Below are 17,858 nucleotides of genomic sequence, written 5' to 3'. Positions count from 1 at the left end.
CGTCACAAAAATACTTATTTTACAGTGTCTTTACTCTGCTCATAAACTTCAATAGCACGTAATCTCGCCTGCTTATGTGTCACCATAGGTTTTGGATAATCTTTATCCAGTGTGACTTGAAATTCTTTTTGTTCTAAATCGGTTAACAACTGTGGCTCGTGAATTTTATCATTGGTGATTTGCGATAGTTCTGGCACAAATTGTTTAATAAATTGTCCATCTGGATCAAATTTTTGTGATTGTCGTGTTGGGTTAAAGATTCGGAAATACGGTACGCTATCTGTCCCGGTCGAGGCTGCCCATTGCCAACCACCAATGTTGCTGGCAGGGTCATAATCAAGTAATTGATCATGGAAATATTGCTCACCCCAACGCCAATCAATCAGTAGATCTTTCGTCAAAAATGATGCAACAATCATGCGTAACCGATTATGCATCCAGCCCGTTTGGTTAAGTTGTCGCATAGCTGCATCAACAATTGGAAAACCAGTCTGCCCTGTTTGCCATAACAAAAAATCATTATGGTTATTTCGCCAAGCAATTTTCTGAAATTCAGGTCGTAATGACTGTGTGTTTTGCTGCGGATTCATAGCATAAATCATATTATAATAATCACGCCATGCTAGTTCCTTAATGAAGGTCTGCTGCCCTTCACTCTCTGGCTCATTGATGACAGCTTGATAAATCGTTCTAATCGCTATTTCCCCTGTCCTCAGGTAACGAGATAAGTGACTCGTTGCATTCAAAAATGGCAAATCGCGTTGCGTGTCATACTCAGACAGATGTGACTGAATAAAATCTTTCAAAGTTTGTAGCGCTTTTGCCTCACCAACTTGTCCAACTAATTGTTTGTCATGTTTTTCGTTAATTAAGCTTGTTAATAAGCCCTCTTGGTGCAAATGTAGTGGTTCAATATTGGCCATTTGTTTTTCTTGCAGGCTAGTCACACTCACTTTCACTGGCGTTGGTTTTGGTAAGGTTATCCAGCGCTTAAAGTAAGGTGTGAATATTTGATAACCTACGCCATCTGCTTTTTTTATTTCATTGGCACTGTGCAAATTATAATCAATGTAGGCGTGCGTTTTGAGGCCTAAGGTCGTCTGACAATGATGTGCAACTTGTTGATCACGTTGCCTGCCATAGCCACGCTCATCAAAGTTAAAATACAAATCAGAAATTTCTGGCAAAGCTGCTGTTAATTTTTCAAATTGTGATTCTGGTGTCCCTTTTAAAACCAGTAAATGAATATTTTCTTTTGCTAAATGAGCTTGGAATGCTTTAGCACTGGCAAAGAAAGCACTTTGATTCAATGATGCCGTAGTTTCAATTTGTTCTGGATCAACGATGAATACTAATAATACGCTGTCACTGTTCTCCGTTGCCGCAGCAAGCGCTAAATTATCTTGGATTCTAAAATCGCGACGGATCCAAACTATACTCACTTTGTTCAATTGTCTTTCCTCACTTGTTTAACACTTGTAATTCGATGACCTGATTGGCCACCAGTTGTTGATTAATGCTTTCAAAAAATGTACCACGCTGTGATTTTTGACGTTCCTTTTGGTTAACATCCCCGAGCAAATAAACACGTAAATGCTGATTAACTTGATGTTTCATCAAAAGATTAGCATGTTTGACGGAAAGACGTTGCGCGTCATCAATAAAAATCACATCAAAATGGGCTAAACGATTATTTTTAATTTTCTTGAAAAATTGTCGTTCAGGTAAAATTTGCCAACCATAGATTCTCCTCAAATAACTTTGCCCACTATTCAATGACCCGATTTGAACAATTAACACACGGTGCGATGTCTGTAATAGTTTTACCGTGTCATATAGCATCAAGTTTTTTCCAGTACTAGAAGCAATATTCATGGCAAATATACCTGAATGTTTAACAGCCAATATATTTGATTGAATCAGCTGCTGGTGATGCGGTAAATGATATTGCCCACTTAAAAATGTGGTCAACTGCGCTAAAGGCGAGACTAAATATTGATCTGGGTTAAACGCTTGGTCAATACTTGGCAATGTTATAGGCTGACAAGCAATGATATCTTGATAAAACTTTGTGCTTGACAATGCTTCTTTGTCGGTGGTTGACACACTCTCTAATGTGTCATCATCTTGCAACGTATACACCCGATTGGCATCAGAATTGTAGGTATACAGGGATAGATTATCTGACATATTCATCAGGTAATATTTATGATTAACCAGTTGTTTTCTGACTTTTTCAACAGCGTAATGGGCATCGCTTTTTAATTCTACGTTGATGATTTGATTATTAGCACCAAATAACAGTAGGTCAAATTCCTTACTCAGCTTGGGCACACTGTAGCCAACATAGACCGCTTGGAGTGCCGACGTTTCAACTGGTAACAAATGAACTAATTTTTGGATACCCACTAACTCTTGTTGCCTAATTGTTGTATTTCCTAGATTAGCTAAATACTGTCGCGCATCAGCGTTACTGTGATTTAATTGTGAGACGAGTGTTTGCAAATTTGCCGGTTTTAGCATATTTTTCCTTTATCTAGACCTCATGTCACATTAGCAGATGTTAGTTAATAGTATATCATGTTAAGCTGGACGCTTTTGAGAACATTTATCACACGCCTAACCAGAAAAACTGGTATAATCGTCGTGAAATTACAAGGATTAAAGGAGTTAGTTATGTCCACACAGGCGAAAAAAGATCTCGCTTTCGCTCTAAAAACACTTGTTCAAACAACAGCACTCGATAAAATTACAATTGACGCATTGGCTACAAAAGCACAAGTTAATCGTAATACATTTTATTATCATTTTGGTGATATTTATGATCTTTTACGCTGGACGTTAGAACAAGATATTATTTCACAAGTGCAAGATCATCTTACCGCTAAAAATTGGGCAGCAAAGTATGCAATTGCTTTAAATTACATCTTGGCAAACAAAGCCCTTTGCCTGGAAGCATTACACTCACACCAACGTGACTTACTGGAAACTTTTCTATTTGAACTCGGCGCGCAAATGGTGCAGTCTGTCGTAGTTACCATCGATGACGATGTTACACCATTACTCGCACAAGATTTAGTTGATTTTTACGGTAGCGCCATTGCATCGCAAATTATTAAATGGCTACTGACTGATTGCGACACACCAAAAGATATATTAGTCTCCCGCGCAACAGCTATTCTGGACGGCACCATTGAATTCATCATTAATAAAAATAAACACACAAGCAACTAGGCAAATAAGCTATTTCGTCCAAAGACATTTATTACTGATAAGATTATAATAATCATTAGAAAGACCTACTAATTGAAAGGTGGATATTCTTATGAAAAAGTACATTGTCGTTTTAGGTTTAGCTTGTGTTTCTCTGCTAGTCTATGGTAGTTATACCGCTAAAAAATTATCACTATTTAAAGGTGACGATTTAGATAGCTATAAGAAATTTGAGAGCTAAGCGATAATATTGTCCTGTAAAAAATATCAGATTGGAGATTGATGATGCGTAAAAATAAAGCTGTAATGATTGGTGCCGGTATAGCCAATATGGCGGCGGCCGTCTACTTAATTCAAGAAGGCCACTGGTCTGGAGAAAATATTACCTTTTATGCGCTAGATCAACATGGTTCAAATGATGGAGATACCACTGATTCAGTCGTCGACGACTATTGGAATAAAAATCATCCATTATCTAATACCAAAGGTTATATTGCTCGTGGTGGTCGTATGTTAAATTACCGTACTTACGTTGACCTCATGGATCTACTGGATCGTATTCCTTCGATGACCGAACCTAATATGACTGCGGCAGCAGACACACGCGATTTTGATGCCAAGCACCCGACATTTGATAAAGCACGTTTATTGCAACCTGGTCAGGGCATTTTGAATGCTAGCAAATTAGGCTTTAATCAGGCAGACCGTAAATTATTAACACAATTAATTCTCATGCCTGATGACGAAGAAACAAAACTAGATAACGTCACTATTGCAGAGTATTTTGCCGATGATCCGCACTTCTTTGAAACAAACTTTTGGTTCATGTGGGAAACGACATTTGCCTTTCGTACACGTAGCTCGGCCCAAGAATTACGGCGTTATATGCACCAAATGATTTATGAATTTACACAAATTGAACACTTAGTTGGTGTTAACCGAACACGTTATAATCAATATGAAAGCATTATGCTGCCACTAATCAATTACCTGAAAGCTAACGGTTGCCAGATTATTCTTAATCGCCGTGTCACTGCGTTTGAATTTAAAGATACGACAATGACCGATGAAATTACTGTCACGGGTCTACAGATGGTGAACACGACAACGAATCAAAAAGAACATGTCGCTATTGATGACGATACTGCTGTCATTTTCACCAATGGTTCTATTACTGATTCAGCAACTCTTGGTGACTATGACACACCAGCACCAGAAAATATGGATTACGGTGCAGCTTCAAGCTTATGGCGCCAAGCTACTGAGCATTTCTATAATCTGGGTAACCCTGATAAATTCTTTGCTGACCGTGATGCAAGTGAATGGGTTAGCTTTACTTTAACAACTAAAGACCATCTGCTATTAAATGAAATTACGCGTATCACAACGCAATTACCTGGTAATGCGCTGAATTCATTCTTATCTAACACCCCCATCACACCACTAGATCAGATTGACGTTGATATGTCGATTGTTGTTCATCACCAGCCCCACTTCACTAGTCAAAAACCTAATGAAACAGTTCTTTGGGGTTACTTCTTATATCCAAGACGCAACAGCCCATTATTTGGTAAGCCTTATATTGAATTGACCGGTAAGGAAATGTTACTCGAGCTGATTGCACATCTCTCAGCAGTTGATTCCGGCCCTGTCAATATCAAGGAGAAAGAAGATGATATATTAGCAAGTGTCATCAATAATATTCCAGTATATATGCCTTACGCCTCAGCTTTGTTCAATAATCGCGCTAAAATTGACCGCCCAGAAGTGATTCCCGAGCATGCAACTAATTTGGCTTTTACCGGTGAATTTGTGGAACAACCTTACCAAATGATTTTTACCGAACAAAGTGCTGTTCGTTCCGGTGAAATTGCTGCCTATCATTTTGCTGGTATCTCGATGTCTCGCTTAGTTGACACACCAAGATATGATCGTGACATAAAAACATTGCTACGCGCAACTAAAAAATTATTTGCCTGAGCAATAGAATAAAAAAGCGACCAATTTTTCATTGGTCGCTTTTTTTAATGGTTCATTTTATGCTTTCTAAAAACATACTTAATGCATTACGCCAAGTTGGTATTTCAAAGCCAGTTGCTTTTGCTTTGTCTAAGCTCATGACTGACTTTTTAGGCCGGTACGCTTTTTGGGGAAACTCTGCACTGGTAACCGGTGAAACTGTCACTGCATGATCTTTCAATATTTCACGCGCAAAATCAAACCATGTGGCAACATCATCATTGGACAAATGATAGATGCCATAGTTTGCTTGATTATCAATAAGATATAACATAAATTCAGCCAGTGTACGCGTCCAAGTTGGCCGTCCCAATTGGTCGTTAACAACAGTCAGTCGTGGATGGGTTTCAGCCAGACGTTGCATGGTATAAACAAAATTATTACCAAACTCACCAAATACCCAACTTGTCCGTACAATATAGGCATCAGCACCACTCTCAGTGACTGCCAATTCGCCAGCTAACTTGGCGCGTCCGTAAGCATTTTGTGGGTTAACAGCATCTGTTTCTTGATAAGCTGTTTCACTTGTCCCCTCAAAAACATAATCTGTTGACACAGCAACCAATTTCGCCTGATAGTGATGTGCCGCATCGGCAACATTCTTGGTGCCATTAACATTGACTTGCCAGTTCACTGTTCGGCCATCATCTTCAGCAAGGTCAACTTTTGTGTAAGCTGCAGCGTGATATACCACATCAGGTTGTACACGCGCAAAAGCTTCAAATACAGCTTCTCTATCAGTAATATCTAACTGCTTAGAATCAAAAGCAACAAAATCTATATCACGTTCATTGCATAACTTTTGTAGTTCTTGTCCTAATTGCCCATTGGCTCCGGTAATCAAGTACGTCATATTATCTTTCTCCTCCTAGACAAAAAAATCACAAGATGTGAGTTTTGCAGTATCGTTTATTGATTATTTTTAGCATACTTGGCTTCAACTTCAGCCTTTTCTGCTTGCCACCAGTTTTGATTGTCAGTATACCATTGAATTGTATGTGCTAATCCACTAGCAAAATCAGTATACTTAGGTTGCCAACCGAGCTCTTCATGCATCTTTGTAGCATCAATAGCATAACGCAAATCGTGACCAGAACGATCTTGTACAAAATCAAAATCATCTTCTGGCTTGCCCATGTCTTTGAGAATGGCGCGCAACACTGTGATATTGTCCTTCTCACCATCAGCGCCAACAAGATATGTTTCACCAATCTTACCTTTGGTTAAGATAGCCCATACGGCTGTAGCATGATCGTATGTGTGAATCCAGTCACGGACATTTTTACCATTACCATATAGTTTTGGCTTAATGCCACTTAAAATACTGGTTACTTGACGAGGAATGAACTTTTCAATGTGTTGGTATGGCCCATAGTTATTAGAGGTATTAGAAATTGTTGCTTGGACCCCAAATGAACGTACCCAGGCCCGGACAAGTAAATCAGACCCTGCCTTTGTTGATGAATAAGGACTTGATGGCCGATATGGCGATTCTGGGGTGAACTTTTCGCCAACACCTTCACCATGCCCTGGTAAGTCTTCACGAAGCGGTAAATCACCATAAACTTCATCAGTAGATACATGATGGAAGCGCTTGTTGTACTTACGAACTGCTTCAAGTAATGTATAGGTGCCAATGATATTCGTCTGTACGAATGGTGATGGATCTTGCAATGAGTTATCATTATGAGATTCAGCAGCATAATGAATGACAGCATCAGTCTCAGAAACAAGTTGATCAACAAGTGGTGCGTCGGCAATATCACCAACAACGAGCTTAACACGGTCTTCTGGTAATCCAGCTAAATTCGCACGATTCCCAGCATAAGTCAACTTATCAAGCACAGTCACAAAGATGTCAGGATGTTCTTCAACAATATAGCGTACAAAATTCGCACCAATAAATCCGGCACCACCGGTTACCAAAATATTCTTATAGTCAGTCATGATTTCTCCTAGATAGGTTCTAATGTGTTGCTTATTATTACATTATACGTTAGAACAATAGATTTTACTACAATTATAATTTTTCTGCAGTTAATGGCATCACATCTTTCAGCATAGGATGATTTTTGTCAGCTTCGCTTACTTCAGCATTGTCGACATCATCCCATGCAATCCCTAAAGTAGGATCTGCATAGTTTACAAAGGCATATTTTGGCTTGAGATCTAATGCCCAATAGTCGTTCACTAGATATGAATATGAAACCGTCTCGCTTAATACTTGAAAGCCATTCGCAACACCACGTGGAACGAAAATACCCTTACTGGCATCAATCACTGTCTGGTAGACGTGACCAAATGACTCGCCCTCACGCAAGTCAACCCATGCCCCAAGTACCTTACCATTATCGGCTACAGAGATGTACTTATCCCATGGTTCAGCGTGCAAGCCACGCAAAACCCCTTGTCTTGATAACGAGACATTATTTTGTAGCTTATCCGCCGCAAAAAAATCTATTGGGAAACCTAACGGTACCATTTTTTCTTTTTGGAAATTTTCTTTGAACCAACCACGGTTGTCCCCGTGAACTGGAATATCAAATTCAATCATACCAGGAATATCAGTAATTTTCCTTGCTGCAAGTTCTTTTTCAAAAAATTGATCTGTCATTTTTGTGCCCTTTATTCTAATTATGATTCTTCAGCAACCACTCGGAGCAAATATTGCCCGTAATCGTTTTTCTTTAATGGTTGTGCAAGTTTTTCTAATTGTGATAAACCAATGTAGCCCATCCGATAAGCAATTTCTTCTAACGACGCAACCTTAAGGTTTTGTTGTTTTTGGATTGTCGCAATAAATGATGATGCTTCCAATAATGAATCATGTGTCCCTGTATCTAACCACGCAAAACCGCGTCCCATGACTTGAACATCAAGATCACCACGTTCTAAGTATGCTTGGTTAATATCCGAAATTTCAATTTCGCCACGCTCAGAGGGTTTCACATTTGCTGCAATATGAACAACATCGTTATCATAGAAGTACAAACCGGTCACGGCATAATTGGATTTTGGTTGTGCTGGTTTTTCTACAATGGCGATTGCTTTACCATTACTATCAAATTCTACCACACCAAAACGTTCTGGGTCAGCAACTTGGTACCCAAATACTGTCGCGCCAATTTTCTTCTGTGTTGCTTCCTGCAATTTTTCAGATAACCCAGCACCATAGAAAATATTATCCCCTAATATTAAAGCTACTGAATCTGAACCAATAAAGTCAGCACCAACAATGAATGCATCAGCTAAACCTCGGGGTTCTTCTTGAACAGCGTAAGTGATATTCAGACCGAGCTCATGTCCATCACCAAATAAGGCTTCAAACTGCTCAAGATATTCTGGCGTCGAAATCAACAGAATATCTTGAATACCAGCTAACATCAACACTGATACTGGGTAATAAATCATTGGCTTATCATAAATTGGGACAAGTTGTTTGCTTGTTGCTTTTGTAATAGGATATAGCCTTGTGCCGGAACCTCCGGCAAGGATAATGCCTTTCATTTTTCGCTCCTTCTGTAGGTTTGCACATTTCATATCAAAGAATAGTGCACGCTAATTTAATTTAAACCAAGAGTCTTTTTTCTTCAAAAGATTGACTGGAATGACACATATTTGTCCATGGATTAATAGCTTTTTAACTGTCTCGCTATTAATGCGCTATATATTCAGCGCCAATAATTTCTTGCCTGAAAATAATTCAGTCTCTAAATTGGATAATTTCTTATTCTTTATACCATAATAAATTTTGAGAACTATCTATCGTGATTCTTTGCGAGTTGCGCTAATACTTTGTGTATTCATACACTAACTGATAATTTTTCTCAAACCAGCAATTAGCCTTTCCCTCTTTTGTTCATTTTTATGAAGCTTAATAATTTCTTCTCGCAGTTGCATATGATCTATTAAATTCGACCAATATACATTGACTTGAGCTTAGATTACTGTGACAAAGTCTTATCGTATATTCCAATAATCGTAATCTTTCTCGAAACAGAACAGGCTTTCATATTGAAAACTTGATCTTCTTCGACTGAAATGTAACTACTGTCCGATAATCTAACATTTTATTGATTTAACAGTCCCCCATCGATACATCTTATATGCTACCAACGTACTGAGAATACTATCCGTTATGATGTTCGCGTCTTTAATGTTCATACCGTTTTTAAATGGAATCTGTGTACCGTTGTACATTTTATCTTCGCGTATTTGCCAATAATCACATCAGAATAATCGCCAGCAAATTCAACAAAGTGACATCTGCTAAATTATCATCTTGATCGATAAGCATGATGAATGTGCCATGTGCTTTTGATACCCCATGATTTCTTGGAATGCTTGGATAGCAATGATTCTGATCTTCGATAATTATTCGCAAATGCTTAATTTTAGACTCAAATTCCTGAATAATATCTAATAGCTTGGTGATCTTGTCGTCAACAATAATTACCTCAAAATCATCTTGGTTCATCGTCTGTCTAACCAAAGAGTCGAGCGCTTTTCTGCTATAATTTCCCGCATTGTAGTATGCTATAGCAACTGATACTTTAAATCCATTTTGATTCATTCTTAGAGTCTCACATATTTCCTGTTGCTACAATAATCCAACCAAGTTATGATTTGACTATACATAATTAATAAAAAAACAATTAATTTTTAGAATCAAATCCTTACTTCGTATCCATATTTTCAATTAAATAGCTATAGTATTGATAAATAATTATAATCACCATAAAAAACAATTATGAAGTGACAAGAGTATTGCTGTTTCGACATAAGTCTCCTAGCACAGATAATCTTAAAACAAAAAAACAACCTATTCTCATTATTCAGTATAGCGATTTATCCTTAATTATTGTTTAATTTCGACTTAAAAAGACCAATTATAGAAATTTAAAACATTAATAGTTTCTAGAACAAAGCAGTATATATATGAGGTAATATTTTTCATAGAAATTTAATCGAAGAACGGTATCAAACGGTCACCAAGTATGCTAATTTTATTATTTTTTTAATAATAAGAATATAATAACTTACCTTAGAAAAATTTTATGTATAAAATTTTTAAAATCCTTACTGAACAGATAGGTAATAATGATTAAAAAACACATCATAGCTGTGAAAATAATTATTTTAATAATAATTGAGTAAACAGCCACAGATACATACATTCCCAAACTAAGTAATAACAGCTCAGCAATAATTTGAATTATGAACAGGAAATAATAGTGTCTCAATCCAACTTTCAGCCCAGACTTGAAAACAATCAGTGGCTCCCACCAAGAGTTTACTAAAAAATTACTAGAAATAGTGCCCAAAACAACACCCAGAACACCTAAGTTTAAATACTTAACTAAGATAATAGAAATGACTAGATTTGAAACCGCTTCAAATATTGATTTATAACGTTGTTGCCAAAATAAGGAATGCGCAATCTGGAAAGAAATGGAAATCTGACGTAACTGGTTTAAAAAGAATAAAAAAACAATTGCAAAAGTCGTACAAAGAGAAAGCCGATACTCACTACCAACCCATACAGAAATAAAGTGAGGTAGGAAAATAATCATTGCAAAACTGACAATTTGAATTAATAAACTGTTGCCTAAGAACAATTGATAAAATGTTCTTTCTTCCTTAACTGTGTCTTTTTCTGTACCTAAATTACCAATAGAAGCTGTTAACGCAGAAATTCCAGAATTTAAAAGAGTAGTTAATCCGTTGACTACTATCAAATAATTTGAGTAAATGCCTACAACACTTAATCCCACAAAATAAGATAAAACCAAGTTATCTGTACTGTTTAATATAATTCCTCCCAATTTAGAGGAAACCATTCCGGTAACATTTTGTAATAAATCTTTTTTTATTTCTTTTGGAACTGGACTGGAATGTATCTTATCTATTATTGGGTATTTATTTTTGACTGTCCTGTTTAATGTAATATTTGAAAGAACTGTTGAAATAAGTAACACAAGCAAATAAACTACATAATTATTAAAAATAAATAATGTGATAATTTGAGCTACCTGCGCAACCATATTAAACACAAATTGATTATAGGCATTTAGATATCCATTTTGATCGGCAATCAAAAGCGATCTATTGGCCACAAGGAAATAACTCGCTGCAGAATTCATAAAGTACACTACAAAAGCAATACGTGTTCCATCAGGAATAACACCTTTAATAAAAAAGGGAAGAAATAACGTCAAAATGCTACCCGAAAAAATAATAATAATCACCATTATTAAATATACTTTTTTCAATAATGATACTAATGATTTCACTAATACGTAATCTGATTCAGCTAATGGCTTATAAAGAGAGGATGTAATTGCTACACCAATACCTAATTCTGTGAATGATAACATACTTAGGATATTTTTAAATAGCCCATCTAGACCCAAATAAGAATTACCAAGTTTATGAATGAAAAAATATCTACCTACAAACGTCATAATTAATGTAAGCAACTGAAAAACAACACCAAACATGACGTTTTTTTTAGTGGCTAAAACTCGTGATTTCTTAGTTGGTTTCATCCAAATATCTCCCACTAAACAAGTAATATATTCCTGCAAATATCCCCTTAATAGAAAACCTTAATTTATTGACTTTGGGTTTTTCAAATAAAAGAATTTCTTTCAAATTGATTAATTCTCGGACTATCATTTTGTATGGAGAACCATACTCTGGAAACTTGGCTCTCACTATAATTCTATTTCGATTTATATAGTATAGTCTATACGCTGAATGGTCAAAAACATGCTTTTTTTTCAATCCTAAAAATGTTTTTATCATCGATTCAGGTATTCCATTGCCAATTTCATGTTCAAATACAACATTATTAACTCTATATATCCCATACTCTTGTCGATGAAGTTTATAATCAAAGTCAAAATCAACATAATCAATAAACAAATTTTCATCAAAACCACCAACATTTTTCCAAGCACAGATATTTACTATATTTCCGGATGAAATAATTTCATTAACTTCTTCAATATTTGGTTTTTCATTGTAAATACTATTAATTTCTTTCCATGATCTGTCAATAAATCTGCCAGATATAATTCCTACTTTGCTCGGGAAATGATTTCTCATTATCTCCACAACATAGCTTGTTGGTAAAATTGTATCTTGATCTAAAGTTAATACCCAGTCAGAACTCTGCTCTTTGGACTTTTTTATTCCAAAATTCTGAGCATAAGCAATCCCTTTATTTTCAAGAAGAGGAAACACAGAAACATTTGACGAATTAATTAGAGAATTCCACTGATCCAAATTATCTGATCCATTGTCCACAATAAAAATTTTATCAACTTGATTTATTATTGCTTTAACATTATCCAGTAATAATCTTATATCTGGATTATATGTCACAATAACTGCATCAATAGAATATTTTGTCATTCTTAATCCCCACTAATAATATTAGAATTTTTTAGTTTTGCTATATAAGCGATGGAATTTTGATAGTCCGATCCCCATATCATTGTATGTGTATAAGTTACTAAAATTAGGGAAAGTACAAACAAAATTCTTCCATGCTTAAATAAAGTGCTTTTTTGCTGACTATCAGTTATGTATATAGTAGCTAAAATTATAAAAAATAAAAATGCATTTCTAGATATTCTAGAATAGTCAGGTGACATAACAATCAAGAGTAGAGCGATTATGGATATAAAAATACCACTGTATAACATTTTCAGCTGATTTATTCTAATTTTCTGAGTCTCGCTCAGAGAAGATATGAATTTGTTAGACAAATAAAGCACTAATAATACGGTAGCCCAAATAAGTAAAATTATAGAAACACTAGTTCCTCTTGAAAAATTATTTTGAACATTACTTGCGGAATCATTACGTGAAGAAAATGAAATCAAAAATTTTACAAGTATCCTCTGAAGTAATGAATTTCCAAAAATAGTCACAAACATCAAAATTATTCCCGCCACACTGATTATCCAAACTTCTATTTTTGTAAGAATTTTTTTGTTAATTAAAAAAATTGGTATGATTAAAATAAATAAAAATCCCAAATCGTGAAATTGTGATGAAAATAGAATTAATAAGCTACCCAGACATTTTCCAATTAACGAAAACTTAAGAAATATAGCACTTCCCAATATAACCATAGATATCATCATCAAGTTTCGTATTTGTGTAGCATCATTAAAAAAAACTGTTATTCCATATATCCAAGTGAACATTGCAACATTCTTAGTAAATAATGTCACACCGAAAAATAGTATGGTAAAGGCTAGGAACACAAACAACAATCGAAATTCTGCATAGTCAAATCCTATATGGCTAAAATATACTGACATGCCTGTGTATCCCTTTTCAAAGGGCGAAACTTCATAACCAATAGAGTTAAAATGTATTTTGTATACTGCATAATCGGTGGTTGTTCTCTCATCAGCTGTTCCAGCAAGCCAAGCTAATGATATAAATCCTAGCGCACCAATTATTCGAGTGTTTTTAAATAATAGACTAGCAATAAATGATACTATGATTGTTAAAACAAATAGCATAAGCTTTACTCCAATGGATCTTATAATTTCCAATTGATGTTTTGACCTAAATGACCACTCCATCCGTCATGGATAGCACTCATAACCAAAACTAAACGTTTCATCGAACGGAAGGTTCCATGCCCATACCTAATAAAACCAAAGGTAACAAAAATTGATAGGTTCGTAAAATATATAAGATGACTTGTAAGTAATCCGTTATTTCGAATTAAATAGACATTGTTTCTAAGCATATATAAAAAACGACCTAACCCCTCATCACTTGGACTCTTGTAAAAAATTCTATATCCAGAATTTCTTTTTTTATCCTCAAACCACGATTCACCAATTTCTGACAACGTTAAATTTTTACTTTTTCGGATTTTAATTCCTTTACGTTGTGCATTCAATGAAAATTGAGCATCATCTTCATAAACAAAAAAATCTTCGTTTGGCAACTCAACATTTTTTAATACACTTTTCTGAGCAACGACACCTGCCCACGTAATAAACGTTGGTTCCGCTACTTCAATATTTTTTCGTTGTTTTTTTGGTAGCAAAACTTTATTTCTCAATGAAAAACCAGCTATTGAATTTCTGTACGATTCCATGCTTCTGTCCCAATTAGCAGAGAATGTTGAATCACGTCCTCTTCTTAACATAGACCATATATGTGAACTCCAGCTGAACTTCGATTCTAATTTTTCTAATTTTTTTGAAAATCCATCATCGACTTTGACGTCATCATCCAATATAAGAATGTATGTCTCATCGTTAACTTCCTTAGATTTTAGAATTTCCGTAATGCCACCACCAAATCCACCAGCTGATCCCACATTAAAGTCATACTTAATTAAATCTACCTTATTTTCAAAAATACTCAAAAATTTCACTATATCGTATTGTGCACCATTACTAACTACGAAAACTTTTTGTGTTCCTTGCTTCAAAGCACTATTTATTGTTTTAACTAAGTTATGCACTCTATCTTCACTACCATAGGTAACAACCAGTGTTACAAATTCAATCATGTTTTTCCCCTATAAGAATATTGTATAGCCTTTGTGAGTTATCATTGTCACGGAGATCAAAAAAATGTTGAACTCTATCTATGTAGTAGTCACTCATTACAAAATTCATTTCTATCACTTTATTAATATTAGCTACTAAATCGTCAATATTTGTAACCACAGGGCCGAATCCGTCACGCTCATGAGTAAAATAGTCATCGCTATATTGGTAGTGCCCCTTGCTAAATTCGTCTTGGTCAAATTGAAAGTATATGACCGGCCTATTCATATATGCAAAATCCATTGAAATACTTGAATAATCTGTAAGTATTAGGGAACTGTCTTTTAATACTTCTTTTAATGAATGGTCGTCTATAGAAATTAATTTAACACGATCAGACCCAGCTGAAAACTCGTGGAGATATTTTTGGATTTCATGATGTGGTGGCATGAAAAGTAAATCAATACTATATTTATCCAACAACTCCAACACCTTTTCATTATTTAATGTTGAATTAATCGTTTTAAAATAATTAGAGCTTAAGAATTCTTTATCTGAAACATTTGCTAAATATTGACGCCATGTTGGTGAAAATAAAATTATTCGTTCTCTATCCCGCAATAATTTATTATCAGCGGAATTCAATTTATCAAACCTTGGCAGCCCTGTTTTAATAACATTACCAAAGGGATATCCATATTTTGAAACTTCTTCAAATTCAGATTGTGTGCTTGTAACAAAATAATCAAATTTTGTTCTATTATAGTTTGAATTTTTTTCAGCATTCCACTGTTCAACACCATGTTGCAAAAATACGAACTTCAAATCAGGAACCATCCAACCATATAGCTCTTTAAATTCCCGCCAATTAACCCATTTCATTGGTAAGACATAATGATCATGAGTAGATATTAAAAAATTAGATCTGAATACAGTAACAAAGTGCTCAAATGATCCAGGCTCTATTACGGGGCCAATACTACTGATATTTTTATATTCAAGCGCTGTTTTTTTTAAAATAAACGCTGTTTGAATTTCGGGATGGTTGATGCGGATATATTCAAAAAAGTCTCGTCCGTTGTCTTTAGCATCAATACCCATCTCACTTATCAGCCATAAATCACCTTTGTTCCCTTTTATTTTCGAAAATATATACGCACTTATTATTACTGGAAAATACAACAATGCAATTAACAATTTCAATCTATCCTTAACAGCTGTGTTTCTTTTCAATGTGTATATTATTTTACCTATCATTCATCACTTCCCTCCTTTTATAAAATTTTTTTATATATCTGATTCTTATAAGAATCATCATTAAAATTTTCCTCCTGTCCTGTAATCCCCCTTTCATTGTCATACTTGCCGGAAACCTTAACTCGATGACGAGACCCCTTTAAATAGTATTCATACTGTAAATCAAAGTGACCAATATCAATTGTTTGTAGACCTAAACTAAAAATTCTATGCGACAAGACAGTAGCTGTTGGTCCAAGCGCTATCAAAACGATTGGATCAATCAACTGTTTGCTCAATTCCACAACAACTTCTTCTAAACTATCTATAGCGTCATAAGCATTTTCTGCAGGTCCCACAACACGCCTAACTGCCAAGGCATTGTCAAACAAGTCATTTCCAATTCCAAAGCGAGTCTGCTTGCCCTCAATCATAATAACAGAACGATTTAACCAAATATTTTTAACTTCCCTAATCACATTGTCAACAGTATCCGTATTTTTAAGTTCTGTGGTTGTTCTACTAAAATTAGTATCAAAAAATAATTTCGTTTTAGCGTGGTCGGTCAAAGTTCTAATATGTTTTTTGTTCTCAAAAACATATTTCCACCAAAAAACAGCAGTTCTCAAATTATCATCTTTTGTCGTCATAAATCCATGCGGTATCGCAATAACATACTTACCGGAAGGAGTGGCTGATTTGAACAACTCATTTGCAAGCTTTGGATCAAACTTTTGAAAGCCTATATCTCTCTGTTGAAACATTATTCTCATTTCGCCATCTCCAAAACGTCCTATGGATAATTTTTCTTCATTTATACGTTTAACTGTTTCAAGTGGGGGCAAAACTTTAACTTGTAATTTCTTTTGAGTATTAATATAAAAAGGTAAATAAATAACCTTAGCAATTTTTAACGATTGAACAAACCTACTTTTTATTATTCGTTTCAACATTTTAATAATTTACCTCTTTCTTAGAAAAATCTTATACAATACTGACCTAAAGGAGGTAGGAATTAACGCGGTAATCATTAAAATAGTATCTACCAATAACATATCAAAGAGAGAAATCGAGCCAATCTTCATGAAGAACCATCTCAATTTCAAATTTTGAAGAGCATAAGTTACTCCTCCGCGTCTACTATACATACCAGTGTCGGTTCTCATAAACACAACAGCATCATCAATATTTTTAACTCGACCACCTAAATTTAATACTCGCATCCATAAATGATAATCTTCAAAGGATTTAAAACTTTGATAATTTCCCGCTTTTAATATTTCATCCTTTTTAAACATGACGGTAGGATGATTAAAAGGGCTTCGAAATTTTGAAAATTTTCTTATTTCTATATCATTTTTGGGCAAGCGCCTTGAAGATGTAATATTACTTACCCCGCCCACAAATTCTTTGGCTAAGCCACCCACTATGACCAAGTCAGGTTCACGAGAAAATTCCAATAATTGTTTTTCAAACCTATTCTTATCCGAAATATCATCTGAATCTGCTCTTGCAACTAAGTTTGTCTGAATATGCTTCATCCCTTCTCTAAGTGCAAGTCCTAGACCACTATTTTTTTCAAGACGAATGACCTTAATTTGACCTTGATATTGATTCTTAACAGTACTAACTGCCGTTTCTAATTGTCTCGGTATAAACCCATCCACAACTAAGATTAATTCCTTCGGTTTCACGGACTGTTGAAAATTACTTTGAACGGCCTCAATAAAGTAATTTGCATCATCCTTTTCATAAACTGACATTAAAACTGTAAATTGGTTCAAATCTCCCTCCTTGTAGCGACATAGAATAAACAATCTGTATCATATAAATAACTTGTCATAAATTTTTTTCTCT

At 35.0% G+C, this 17,858-nt stretch carries 17 protein-coding genes; 3 read left to right on the top strand and 14 right to left on the bottom strand.

The genetic code is table 11. The annotated features are described in order from the left end of the window. Positions 1 to 14 precede the first annotated feature (14 nt). Together C5L21_RS03965 and C5L21_RS03960 are read right to left on the bottom strand one after the other, a co-directional pair. Positions 15 to 1,451, bottom strand: coding sequence for a cryptochrome/photolyase family protein (locus C5L21_RS03965; RefSeq protein WP_133286075.1), 1,437 nt, complete (start codon positions 1,449 to 1,451; stop codon positions 15 to 17). Between the two features lie 10 nt (positions 1,452 to 1,461). Beyond that, complete coding sequence (locus tag C5L21_RS03960) at positions 1,462 to 2,523, bottom strand: aspartate aminotransferase (protein WP_133286074.1); 1,062 nt, start codon at positions 2,521 to 2,523, stop codon at positions 1,462 to 1,464. Between the two features lie 153 nt (positions 2,524 to 2,676). On the opposite strand from C5L21_RS03960, the gene C5L21_RS03955 reads away from it, so the two are divergent. The 3 genes from C5L21_RS03955 (at position 2,677) to C5L21_RS03950 (ending at position 5,193) form a co-directional block, all read left to right on the top strand. Beyond that, positions 2,677 to 3,234 (top strand): TetR/AcrR family transcriptional regulator C-terminal domain-containing protein, encoded by a 558-nt coding sequence (locus C5L21_RS03955; protein ID WP_004905923.1) that lies wholly within the window; start codon positions 2,677 to 2,679, stop codon positions 3,232 to 3,234. A gap of 91 nt (positions 3,235 to 3,325) precedes the next feature. Next, on the top strand, positions 3,326 to 3,454 hold the full coding sequence (locus C5L21_RS09555) for a hypothetical protein (RefSeq protein WP_260167115.1): 129 nt from the start codon (positions 3,326 to 3,328) through the stop codon (positions 3,452 to 3,454). Between the two features lie 44 nt (positions 3,455 to 3,498). Further along, positions 3,499 to 5,193 (top strand): oleate hydratase, encoded by a 1,695-nt coding sequence (locus tag C5L21_RS03950; RefSeq protein ID WP_133286087.1) that lies wholly within the window; start codon positions 3,499 to 3,501, stop codon positions 5,191 to 5,193. 52 nt (positions 5,194 to 5,245) lie between these two features. Here C5L21_RS03950 and rfbD read toward each other — a convergent pair whose 3' ends face one another. From rfbD to C5L21_RS03890, 12 genes are all read right to left on the bottom strand, one after another. Then, the gene (rfbD, locus tag C5L21_RS03945) at positions 5,246 to 6,085 is read right to left on the bottom strand and encodes a dTDP-4-dehydrorhamnose reductase (RefSeq protein WP_133286073.1); all 840 of its coding nucleotides are present in this window, start codon (positions 6,083 to 6,085) and stop codon (positions 5,246 to 5,248) included. A gap of 56 nt (positions 6,086 to 6,141) precedes the next feature. After that, positions 6,142 to 7,179, bottom strand: a complete 1,038-nt coding sequence (gene rfbB, locus C5L21_RS03940) for a dTDP-glucose 4,6-dehydratase (protein ID WP_133286072.1) — start codon at positions 7,177 to 7,179, stop codon at positions 6,142 to 6,144. Positions 7,180 to 7,252: 73 nt separating this feature from the next. Then, positions 7,253 to 7,846 (bottom strand): dTDP-4-dehydrorhamnose 3,5-epimerase family protein, encoded by a 594-nt coding sequence (locus tag C5L21_RS03935; protein WP_004903313.1) that lies wholly within the window; start codon positions 7,844 to 7,846, stop codon positions 7,253 to 7,255. 20 nt (positions 7,847 to 7,866) lie between these two features. Continuing rightward, positions 7,867 to 8,739 carry a glucose-1-phosphate thymidylyltransferase RfbA gene (gene rfbA, locus C5L21_RS03930; protein WP_133286071.1) on the bottom strand — a complete coding sequence of 291 codons (873 nt, stop codon included), beginning with the start codon at positions 8,737 to 8,739 and terminating at the stop codon, positions 7,867 to 7,869. 718 nt (positions 8,740 to 9,457) lie between these two features. Continuing rightward, complete coding sequence (locus C5L21_RS09500; RefSeq protein WP_241652869.1) at positions 9,458 to 9,805, bottom strand: glycosyltransferase; 348 nt, start codon at positions 9,803 to 9,805, stop codon at positions 9,458 to 9,460. Between the two features lie 466 nt (positions 9,806 to 10,271). Next, a complete protein-coding gene (locus tag C5L21_RS03920) occupies positions 10,272 to 11,780 on the bottom strand; it encodes an oligosaccharide flippase family protein (protein ID WP_133286070.1) in 1,509 nt (502 codons plus the stop codon). Continuing rightward, on the bottom strand, positions 11,767 to 12,651 hold the full coding sequence (locus tag C5L21_RS03915; protein WP_133286069.1) for a glycosyltransferase family 2 protein: 885 nt from the start codon (positions 12,649 to 12,651) through the stop codon (positions 11,767 to 11,769). The genes C5L21_RS03920 and C5L21_RS03915 overlap by 14 nt, the downstream gene beginning before the upstream one ends. A gap of 2 nt (positions 12,652 to 12,653) precedes the next feature. After that, the gene (locus tag C5L21_RS03910; RefSeq protein ID WP_133286068.1) at positions 12,654 to 13,838 is read right to left on the bottom strand and encodes an EpsG family protein; all 1,185 of its coding nucleotides are present in this window, start codon (positions 13,836 to 13,838) and stop codon (positions 12,654 to 12,656) included. Next, complete coding sequence (locus tag C5L21_RS03905; RefSeq protein WP_133286067.1) at positions 13,796 to 14,785, bottom strand: glycosyltransferase family protein; 990 nt, start codon at positions 14,783 to 14,785, stop codon at positions 13,796 to 13,798. Before C5L21_RS03905 ends, C5L21_RS03910 begins: the two co-directional genes overlap by 43 nt. Then, positions 14,778 to 16,022 carry a CDP-glycerol glycerophosphotransferase family protein gene (locus C5L21_RS03900; RefSeq protein ID WP_133286066.1) on the bottom strand — a complete coding sequence of 415 codons (1,245 nt, stop codon included), beginning with the start codon at positions 16,020 to 16,022 and terminating at the stop codon, positions 14,778 to 14,780. Before C5L21_RS03900 ends, C5L21_RS03905 begins: the two co-directional genes overlap by 8 nt. 17 nt (positions 16,023 to 16,039) lie before the next feature. Further along, entirely contained in the window at positions 16,040 to 16,954 is a 915-nt protein-coding gene (locus C5L21_RS03895; RefSeq protein WP_133286065.1) for a GT-D fold domain-containing glycosyltransferase, read from the bottom strand. Positions 16,955 to 16,963: 9 nt separating this feature from the next. After that, a complete protein-coding gene (locus tag C5L21_RS03890; RefSeq protein ID WP_133286064.1) occupies positions 16,964 to 17,785 on the bottom strand; it encodes a glycosyltransferase in 822 nt (273 codons plus the stop codon). Positions 17,786 to 17,858: the final 73 nt, after the last annotated feature.

This window comes from Leuconostoc citreum (assembly GCF_004354555.1).
Classification (GTDB): Bacteria; Bacillota; Bacilli; order Lactobacillales; family Lactobacillaceae; genus Leuconostoc; species Leuconostoc citreum.
Note: the sequence above shows the minus strand (reverse complement) of the source record. Positions and strands in the feature narration are given on the sequence as shown.